We start from the raw sequence: 9,747 nt of genomic DNA on the forward strand, positions 1-9,747 counted from the left end.
AAGCCATGCACAAGGACAAGACCATGAAACTGCTCAACACCGCCCGCGCCGAAGACTTCCACGCCGCCGGCGTCACCGAAGCCCGCACCTTTGGCTTCGAGATGAACGCGATCGCCTTCCACGCCGTGATCGACGGCATCTATTCGGACAAGATCCTGGCGCCGGTGCGCGAATATGCGACCAACGCCTACGACGCCCACATCGCCGCGGGAAAGGCTGACCAGCCGTTCCTCCTCATGGCGCCCTCGACCCTCAGCCCGTACTTCATGGTCCGTGACTTCGGCCCGGGCATGACCCACGAAGAGGTGACGCAGCGCGCCACCACGCTGTTTGGCTCGGACAAGCGCGACAGCAACACCCAGGTCGGAATGCTCGGCCTCGGCATGAAGTCGGCCTTCGCCTACACCAAGCAGTACACCATCACCTGCTTCGACGGCACGACGAAGCGCGAGTATGTCTGCTTCCTGGACGGCAGCGGCATGCCGACCGTGAGCCTGGCGGCCGAGGATGAGAGCCAGGAGCGCACCGGCGTCATGATCAAGTTCCCGGTGCAGCAGCTCGACATCGAGCGGTTCCGCACCGCGATAGAGAAGGTGATGATCGGCTTCGACCCGATGCCGACTGTGCTCAATGATCAGTGGACGCCGTCCGGCGTCACCACGCTGATGGAGGGCAGCAACTATCGCATCGTCAAGTCCAACCATGTATCGAGCCCCCGCATCCGTCAGGGGTGTGTGCTCTACCCCCTCGACATAACCCAGTTGGTCCATGTCGACGACGACAACGAGCTCCGGATCCCGATCATCATCGACGTGCCGATCGGCACGGCCAGTGTGTCGACCTCGCGAGAGCAACTCGGCTACGACGAGCCCACCAAGGACAACCTGCGCCTCATCTGGCAGCAGGTGCGCCAGGACATCCGCAACGAGCTCCAGGCCACCCTCGACGCGCCGGACACTTTCCTGGACGCCTGCATCGTCTACGGCGAGCTGGCCACTCGTCTCGGCAAGACCATGCTCAAGCAGCCGAAGTGGCGTGGCAAGGCCGAACTCCGCACCAGCTTCTCCTATCTCGGCGCTGGGCGAGCTGCCGTGCTGCTCAATTGGGACGACCTCCGGTTCTCGCCGCCACGTCAGCCTACTGGTCGTTCTCGCTACTACCAGACGGCGCCGTCGCTCACCCCGCAAGAACTGAAGGGATACACGGTCGTTTGGGAGGCGCCGGACTGCCGCTTCTCCAAGGACCGGATGCGGATGTTCCGCGACCAGAACGAGGAAGCCGACATCCTGTGGGTGAAGGCCGACACGTTGGCCAAGGTCACCGAGTATTACGGTGTCGAGGCGGTCGTCGACCTCCGCACCATCGAGCGCCTCAAGCTCGTCCGCACCAGCCGCCCCCGGGTCGGTCTGAGCAAGCAGGACATCCGCACCTTCGATCGCTACCGGAGCATCATCCAGGAGCCGGAGAAGGCCGTCTATGTCTACTCCGAGGGCGCCAATTATGAGGTCTTCGGCCAGATCCTCGATATGGAACAGGTGCAGGACCGCTACATCAGGAGGCTCCGGAACATCGACGCCATCAAGCATGACCAGTCTGTCATCGTCCTGATGAAGAACCAGCGCAACCTGCCGAAGGACCGCCCTGGCTGGATCCACCTCGACCAGCTCCTCAAGGACACCGTCGCCGGCTTCAACGCCAAGGCTCACGCCGTCAAGAGCGACGTGACCAGCTTCCGAAACGACCGCCTGGTCAACATTCTGGGCCGCAAGCTGGATCAGCTGCCGAAGCGACTGCGAGACCTTCTCCAGAAGGCCATCAACATGTCCTCGAACACCTATGAGGACCTGTTGCTCTCCCAGTTGTGGGTCGAGGTGACCGGCAAGAGCCTGCCGAGCGTCACGACAGACTTCCACGCGAGGTTCGCCAAGCTGGTGGCCGGCTACCCGCTGCTCAACGTGCTCGCCAACAATGACGAGCACCTGACCCACTATCTCAAACTCATCGCGAGGTAATCCACCATGGTCCCGCACGTCGTTTCCGGGAATACGATCTCCGCCTTCGTCGGCGGAGATCTCAAGTGCATCGACAGCAGCCACCCAAACTTCGAGCTGATCAAACAGCGGCTCGTGGAGGGTGGCGAAGTCGGCGAAGAGGACTTCGATATGGCCGCGGCGCTCCGCAAGTACCTTCTCTATGAGGACGCCCTGGTTCGGGTCGGCTACGACGGCCTGACCTACGACGGCAAGGCGCTCCATAACCACCTCACCATGCGGATCATCGATCTCCTGAAGAGGCAACAGCCGGCCACGCCGTGGATCAACTTCCTGAAGCGGCTGCAGCTCAACCCGGACCACGAGATCCGCGAACACCTGTTCGAATGGCTCGAGCATGGCAACATGCCGATCACCCCGGACGGCTTCTTCCTGGCCTACAAGAAAGTGAACAAGGACTATCTGTCGTTCCACGACGGGAGGACCTTGAACACCGTTGGATCGACAATCTTCCTTCCCAGGAACCAGTGCGATCTCGATCGGTTCCGCACCTGCTCGGCGGGCCTGCATTTCTGCTCCTGGGACTACCTACCCCTCTATGCGGGGCACGCAGGACATGTGCTGATCCTCAAGATCAGCCCCGCCGACGTTGTGGCCTTCCCGCCCGACGACCAGGCCAAGGGCAGAGCCTGTCGCTACACCATCGTCGATGAGGTGCCAGAAGAGAAAGCCAAGCATGCTTTCCCGGAGCCGGTCTACTCGACCTTCTACGATGACGAGGAGGACGACGACGGTCTGCCCGATTGGAGCAACATCGAACCCAGCAGCCCTGGCATCTTCGGCCGCCTGAAGGCCTGGACTAAGCGGCTGCTGAACTAGCCAACACCAACCACCAACCAGCGTGAACAAAAGGGCGTCCCTCGGGGCGCCCTTTTTCTTTTGCGAGGAAAAGATGCACTACCACACGACCCCGATCTCTCGGAACGTGAAGACCGGGCCGATGCCGGTGATGACCAGTTCGCGTGAAACCTGTCCAGACAGTTGCCCGTTAAAGCAGGGCGGCTGCTATGCCATGACCGGGCCGTTGAAGCTGCACTGGGACCAGGTTACCTCCGGCGCGCGAGGCTCCGATTTGGACGAGGCTCTGAAGCCGATCCGCAAGCTTAATCGCGGCGCAATCTGGCGATATGGTCAGGCTGGGGACTTGCCAGGGGAGCGCGACAATATTGACCGTGAAGGTATTTTAAAGATAGCTAAAGCAAGCAAGGGGAAGCGCGCCATAATCTTTACACACAAGCCACCGAGCCTTGAAAATCTCGCAATTATCAGGGAAGCGGCGGCAGAAGGCTTAAACATCAACATGTCGGCCGACAGTATAGACAAGGCCGACGAGCTAGCCGATCTGGAACTCCCAGTAGCGGTCGTGTTGCATTCGGAATACGGAAGGAAAAAGGACGAAAGTCTGAGTGATTACAGACGCAGGGTCAAACGACTAGCGAACTACACTCCAAAAGGTAGGAAAATCGCTGTCTGCCCTGCGACTTATACGGATGTAAGTTGTACACAGTGTGGCGTATGTGCTGATGGAGACAGAAAGGGAGTGATAGTAGGCTTCCCCGCCCACGGCACGAAAAAGAAACGGGTGGACGAAATTGCTGGACATGCCGGAGAACGAGAACCTGACAAACGCGGATAAGGAGACGATTTCTAATCTCCTACTTGAGCTCGCTACCGAGCTCGATCTTCATTATGATGATGAAGATATGTTTGCTTTGACGCCGTCCTTTAAAGTCATAAAGGACGGCGTCAAGTTATTAGAGAAGCTGGGGGAGCCCGTCCACCCCGACGTGGTTCGCATATTAGCGAGGTTTAATAGGTCGCATCAATAATTTGTTAATTTTTGTTACCGTTCGTGAATTTTCTCTTGAAATGCTGTCCCAATACGGTACAGAAGCCACCATCTATAAACATTCAGGGTTGGGCGGCGGTATCGTGCTTTGGGTTTCAACAAAGCGGCTGGCGGATAGGCTAGCCGTGTCTGATAGGACCATTCGCTACTGGGCCGCTCGCGGCATGATACCAGGGGCGGCGAGGATCGGCAGACAGTTCCGCTTCCGCTTGACAGAAGTCGACCATTGGCTGAACAACATGGATGTTTCTCACAAACAGAGGAAGGTCCAGGAATGGCCGACATTTACCTTAGAGAAGGATCAGCAATCTACCAAGCGCGCCTCCGCGTCGGGGGCGACACCGTCCGAAAATCAACTGGGCTTAAATGTCCAAAGGCTGCTCAGTCGGAGGCAGACCGTCTTGAACAAGAGCTGAACGACGCTCTTCTTCTCGACACCGACATCCGCATCATCAAGGCGACGGAGCTGCTCTTTGCGCACCCCCGGCGCCGGCCGTATTCGAAGAACACCAAGCGCCACTACACGACAAGTTTGACCAACGTCGTCGAGGTGCTGGGCGATGTCGCTCTGCGCGTACTAGATGAAGCGAAGGTGAAGACCTATATCAAGGAGAAGCTGAAGACTGGCAAGACGGTCCAGCTTCGGCGCGACCTCGCCTTCCTGAGCCTGCTGCTCACGTTTGCGAAAAGGAGACTGGACTGCGGTGTCACCTACAACGCCGTCAAGGAGGTTGACAAGGGCGACATTCCCGACGCCACGAGGCGGGAGGTCTATCTGCAGCGTCACCATTACGACAAGCTGCTGGCGGCCTGCAACAACCACGAACAGCGCCTGTTCATCACACTGGCCGTCTGGACCGGTATGAGGCACCAGGAAATCATGAAGCTTGAGTGGAGCGAGATAAACCCCAAGCTGACTGCCATACAACTGGACGGCGAGCGGGTGAAAAACAGCAGCCCCAGGCGAATACCGCTCCGTCAGGAGGTGCGCGACACACTCGCACACACACCGAAGGACCAGCGGAAGGGATACGTGTTCATTGGAGAAGAGGAGGGTAAACCACAGTACAGCTTTGCGAAGAGGTGGTTGGGCATCCGCAAGCGGGCGGGCATGCCGAAGCTTCACATTCATGATCTACGCCATACGTTTGCCAGCTGGCTGCTTCAGTCCGGCGTGGCAGACAAGACGACCCAGGACCTGATGGGGCATAAGACGGACTCAATGACCCGTCGCTATTCCCACAACAGCCTGAAGTCTCTGAAGCGGGCGATCGACCAGATGGAGGCCGACACACTTTGAAACACAGTGCCTGCTGATTTATTTTAGGTGATTGGAAATACAGCGGTTTTTCAAGGACTTAGTGGTGGGTGCGACAGGGATTGAACCTGTGACCCGCTGATTAAGAGTCAGCTGCTCTACCAACTGAGCTACGCACCCACTCGGCCGGCAAAAACCGGCGTTGGCGGGCATATAGCCGCCGATGCCGGTCCTGTCCAGCCCTGCCGGAATCATTTCCCGACAAATCGCCGAAGTGACGCAGATGGTCAGACGAACAGCTTGCCTTCCGCCACCTTGACCGCGTTGCCACCGATGCGCGCCGAGACCAGTTTTCCGCCCTGTACACTTAGTTCCAGGCGGATGCGCGAGGGCCGCCCCATCTCCAGTCCCTGTTCGATCCAGAGATGCGAAACGCCATCCGTCGGAGCGTCGAAATGCATGACGGCGCCGGCGAAGGCCGCCGCCGCCGAACCGGTCGCCGGGTCCTCGTAGGACGGAGTGCCAGGCACGATCATGCGCACATGGAAGGCGCTCTCGTGGTTCACCGTCTCTCGGCAATACACATAGGGGCTGGCAAACGCCCATTCGCTCTTGCGCGGCGCCAGCTCCGACCAGGCCTGGTTGTCGAGCCGGATCCGGCCGGCCGCTTCAAGATTGGCCACGGGAATGGTCACGTAGGGCACGCCGGCTGACCAGAACGCGACGCGGTGATTCTCGAAACCGATCTCGTGCGGCGCCAGGCCAAGGGCGGCGCCGATCGCCACCGGGTCGGCTTCGAGCTTCAGCGGCTCCGGCAACTTCGCCAGGTCGAATTCGGCGAATGTCGCGCCATCATGCTTGCTGACGGCGCAGCGCACAGGGCCGATGTTTTCCTCCAGCACGAAAATGCTCGCAGCGCCGTCATTGTCGGCCATTTCAGCGAGCGCGATATCGGCCAGTTCGGCCAGCGCGATCGACGAACCCACGGTCGGGTGGCCGGCGAAAGGCATTTCATAGTCGGGCGTGAAGATGCGGATGCGGGCGCGGTGCTTGGGATTGTCCGGCGGCAGCACGAACACCGATTCCGACAGGTTGAACTCTCGCGCGATGGCCTGCATCGCAGCCGTGTCCAGTCCGCCGCTGTCCAACACCACCGCCAGCGGGTTGCCGGCCAGCCGATCGGTCGTAAACACATCGTAAAGCAAGTAATCGCGTCTCATGGAGGAAACCTTCCGCTTTGATCCGAATTTCTGCCTCAATCCCAACATGAGCGAAATTTAATTTGATATTCGAACCATTAGCACTGATCTGTGCACTCATAGGGACTTATTGCGCTTCAGGGGGTCCGGCGTGGACCAGATTGTCAATCTGCCAAAGACGGAATCGGATTCCGCCATCGAGACCGCGCTCGGGCTCGACCAGACGGGGCGGCGCAAGAATCGCCGCCGCGGCTGGCTCTATGCGCTGCTGGCGCTGATCGTCCTTGTCGCGGCTTTTGCCGGCTACCAGTGGTATGCCGGCTCGCCGGTCAAGATCGACTATACGACGGCGCCCGCCGCCAAGGCCGACCTCACTGTCGAGGTTTCGGCGACCGGCACCTTGCAGCCCCTCACCCAGGTCGACATTTCCAGCCAGCTCTCGGGCATCATTCGTTCAGTCTCGGTCAACGAGAACCAGCAGGTCAAGAAGGGCGATGTGCTGGCCGCGCTCGACACCGCCAAGCTGCAGGTGCAGATCGAACGCGCCGAGGCATCCGCCAAGGCGGCCGCCGCCAATGTCGCGGACGCCACCGTGACGCTGGCCGAGAATGAAAGCGCGCTCGTGCGCGCCGCCGCCCTCACCAAGCGCGGCATGGCCACCGACCAGTCGCTCGAAGCCGCGACCGCGACCCGCGACCGTTCGAAGGCGGCGCTCGACAGCGCCGAGGCCAATCTCGCCATCGCCAACGCCGACCTGAAATCACAGCAGACCGATCTTGCCAACAGCACCATCTATGCGCCGATCGACGGCATCGTGCTGACGCGCTCCGTCGACCCCGGCCAGACGGTCGCCTCCTCCTTGCAGGCGCCGGTGCTGTTCATCATCGCCGCCGATCTCAGGAACATGGAACTGGTGGCGGCGGTCGACGAAGCCGATATCGGCGCGGTGAAGCCGGGCCAGCATGCCCGCTTCACCGTAGATGCCTTCCCGGAGCGGCCGTTCGACGCCGAGATCCGCGACATCTCCTACGCCTCGGTCACCACCGACGGCGTCGTCACCTACAATGCGCGGCTCGAGGTCGACAACAACGAGCTGTTGCTGCGCCCCGGCATGACCGCCACTGTTTCGGTCGTCACCCGGCAGGCCAAGGACGTGCTGACCGTCCCCTCCTCCGCCTTCCGCTATCGTCCTGCGCAGCAGGCCGCCCGCGGCTGGAGCCTGAGCGACCTGTTCACCGGCCGCATGGGACGTCCCGGCGGCAATCGCCAGCGCCAGGCGGCAGCGCCGCCGACCGACGGCTCACGCATGCTCTACGTGCTGGAGAAAGGCCGTCCGCATCCGGTCAACGTCAGGATCGGCTCGACCGACGGCGAGCTGACCGAGATCACCTCGGGCCTGTCAGAGGGGGCGCAGGTCATCACGGCCTCGCAGCAGCGGAGCTGACGCCGTGGCGATGGGCGCCCCCCTCATCACCTTCGACAAGGTCTGGAAGAGCTACGGCCATGGCGAAGCCAAGGTGCACGCGCTGGCCGGCGTCGACCTGGCGATCCGGCGCGGCGAATTCGTCGCCATCATGGGCCCGTCCGGCTCCGGCAAATCGACGGCGATGAACATCATCGGCTGCCTCGACACGCCGACCGCCGGCACCTATTCCTTCATGGGCGTCGATGCTGGCCGGCTCGACCGCAACCGCCGCGCCATGCTGCGCAACCTCTATGTCGGCTTCGTCTTCCAGGGCTATAATCTGCTGGCGCGCACCACGGCGGCGGAAAATGTCGAACTGCCGCTGATCTATCGCGGCGTGGCCGGCCGCGAGCGCCGCGATCTTGCCATGCAGGCGCTGGCGCAAGTCGGCCTTGTCGGTCGCGAGCATCACACGCCGGCCGAGCTTTCCGGCGGCCAGCAACAGCGCGTGGCGATCGCGCGCGCCATCGTCACGAGGCCGACGCTGCTCGTCGCCGACGAACCGACCGGCAATCTCGACACTGCCCGCACGCACGAGATCATGGAGTTGCTGACGCAACTGAACAAGGAGCTTGGCCTGACCATCACCATGGTCACCCACGAGGCCGACGTCGCCGAATATGCCGAGCGCACGGTGCGCTTCCTCGACGGCCATGTCGCCTCCGACACCATGACCGTCGAGGTGGCCTGACATGCTCTGGGAAACCGTCCGCCTCTCCTTGCGCTCGATCCGCCGCAACATGCTGCGCTCGTTCCTGACCTTGCTCGGCATCGTCATCGGCGTCGCCGCGGTCATCGCCATGCTCACCATCGGCGCCGGCACCACCGCCAAGGTCAAGGACGACATCGCCAAGCTCGGCAGCAATCTTCTGGTTGTGCGCTCCGGCCGCCCGGCCGGCCCCGGCGGCCCGGGCGGGCTCGACCAGGTCGTCCGTCCGCTCACCGAAAAGGATCTTGCCGCGCTCATTGCCCATCTGACAGGCGCACGCGCCATTTCGCCGGCCTCGCAGAAGCAGGTCCGCGTCATCTTCGGTACCGAGAGCCTGACCTCCGGCGTTACCGGCACCGACAGCGCCTATCTCGATGCCCGCGACTGGAAACTGGTCTCAGGCCGTTCGTTCAGCGAGTCCGAGACCCGCTCGGGCACCGGCGTATGCCTGATCGGTGAGACGGTGCGCCAGCAGTTCTTCGGTGCCGGCGACCCGGAGGGCGAAATCATCCGCGTCAACCGCACCTCCTGCAAGATCATCGGCCTGCTCGAGCCGAAGGGCTATACCGGCTTCGGCCAGGACCAGGACAATGTCGTGTTGATGCCGCTGCATGCCTATCAGCGGCGCATTGCGGGCAACCGCAACATCGACAACATCTACGTCGCCGCCGACGACCGCACCCCGACCAGCGAGCTGCAGCCGCGCGTCGAGGATATTCTGCGCGACGCCAGACGCCTCACGCCCGACCGCGAAAGCGATTTCGCGATCCGCGACATGACCCAGATCGCCGATGCCATGGCCAGCGCCACCACCACCATGACCGGCATGCTGGGCGCGGTCGCCGGCGTCAGCCTGCTGGTCGGCGGCATCGGCATCATGAACATCATGCTGGTGTCGGTCACCGAGCGCACCCGCGAGATCGGCATCAGGCTCGCCATCGGCGCGCATGAAAAGCACATCCTCATCCAGTTCCTGGTCGAGGCGACGGTGCTGTCGCTGCTCGGCGGCATCATCGGCATCCTGATCGGGCTCTCGCTGGCCGGTCTCGCCTCGGCGACGCTGGCCATTCCCTTTGCGCCGAGCCCGGCAGTCATCCTGCTCGCCGTCGGCTTTTCCGCGCTGATCGGCATGGTCTTCGGCTTCTTCCCGGCGCTGCGCGGCGCCAGGCTCGACCCGATCGACGCGCTGCGGCATGAATAAGGCGATTGGAAAGCA

At 61.8% G+C, this 9,747-nt stretch carries 8 protein-coding genes and 1 tRNA gene; 7 read left to right on the forward strand and 2 right to left on the reverse strand.

Annotated elements, in window-relative coordinates; all coding sequences use genetic code 11:
* The first annotated feature begins 23 nt into the window (after positions 1-23).
* From FJ979_RS02360 to FJ979_RS02380, 4 genes are all read left to right on the forward strand, one after another.
* Positions 24-2,012, forward strand: coding sequence for a hypothetical protein (locus FJ979_RS02360; protein WP_140579967.1), 1,989 nt, complete (start codon positions 24-26; stop codon positions 2,010-2,012).
* Between the two features lie 6 nt (positions 2,013-2,018).
* Positions 2,019-2,870, forward strand: a complete 852-nt coding sequence (locus tag FJ979_RS02365) for a hypothetical protein (RefSeq protein WP_140579968.1) — start codon at positions 2,019-2,021, stop codon at positions 2,868-2,870.
* Positions 2,871-2,943: 73 nt separating this feature from the next.
* Positions 2,944-3,687 carry a hypothetical protein gene (locus tag FJ979_RS02370; RefSeq protein ID WP_140579969.1) on the forward strand — a complete coding sequence of 248 codons (744 nt, stop codon included), beginning with the start codon at positions 2,944-2,946 and terminating at the stop codon, positions 3,685-3,687.
* Positions 3,688-4,174: 487 nt separating this feature from the next.
* Positions 4,175-5,200 (forward strand): site-specific integrase, encoded by a 1,026-nt coding sequence (locus tag FJ979_RS02380; protein WP_140579971.1) that lies wholly within the window; start codon positions 4,175-4,177, stop codon positions 5,198-5,200.
* Between the two features lie 62 nt (positions 5,201-5,262).
* On the opposite strand, the gene FJ979_RS02385 is transcribed toward FJ979_RS02380, so the two are convergent.
* Positions 5,263-5,338, reverse strand: a tRNA-Lys gene (locus FJ979_RS02385).
* Positions 5,339-5,445: 107 nt separating this feature from the next.
* Positions 5,446-6,378, reverse strand: a complete 933-nt coding sequence (locus FJ979_RS02390; RefSeq protein ID WP_140579972.1) for a PhzF family phenazine biosynthesis protein — start codon at positions 6,376-6,378, stop codon at positions 5,446-5,448.
* A 130-nt stretch (positions 6,379-6,508) separates the two neighbouring features.
* On the opposite strand from FJ979_RS02390, the gene FJ979_RS02395 reads away from it, so the two are divergent.
* Genes FJ979_RS02395 through FJ979_RS02405 form a run of 3 tightly spaced genes read left to right on the forward strand, consistent with a single transcriptional unit; the run spans position 6,509 to position 9,732 of the window.
* Entirely contained in the window at positions 6,509-7,801 is a 1,293-nt protein-coding gene (locus tag FJ979_RS02395; RefSeq protein WP_140495412.1) for an efflux RND transporter periplasmic adaptor subunit, read from the forward strand.
* 4 nt (positions 7,802-7,805) lie between these two features.
* Positions 7,806-8,513, forward strand: coding sequence for an ABC transporter ATP-binding protein (locus FJ979_RS02400; RefSeq protein ID WP_140564194.1), 708 nt, complete (start codon positions 7,806-7,808; stop codon positions 8,511-8,513).
* A gap of 1 nt (position 8,514) precedes the next feature.
* Positions 8,515-9,732, forward strand: coding sequence for an ABC transporter permease (locus FJ979_RS02405; RefSeq protein WP_140521160.1), 1,218 nt, complete (start codon positions 8,515-8,517; stop codon positions 9,730-9,732).
* The last annotated feature ends 15 nt before the right edge of the window (positions 9,733-9,747 follow it).

The sequence above is a fragment of the Mesorhizobium sp. B1-1-6 genome, assembly GCF_006443035.1.
Taxonomy (GTDB): domain Bacteria; phylum Pseudomonadota; class Alphaproteobacteria; order Rhizobiales; family Rhizobiaceae; genus Mesorhizobium.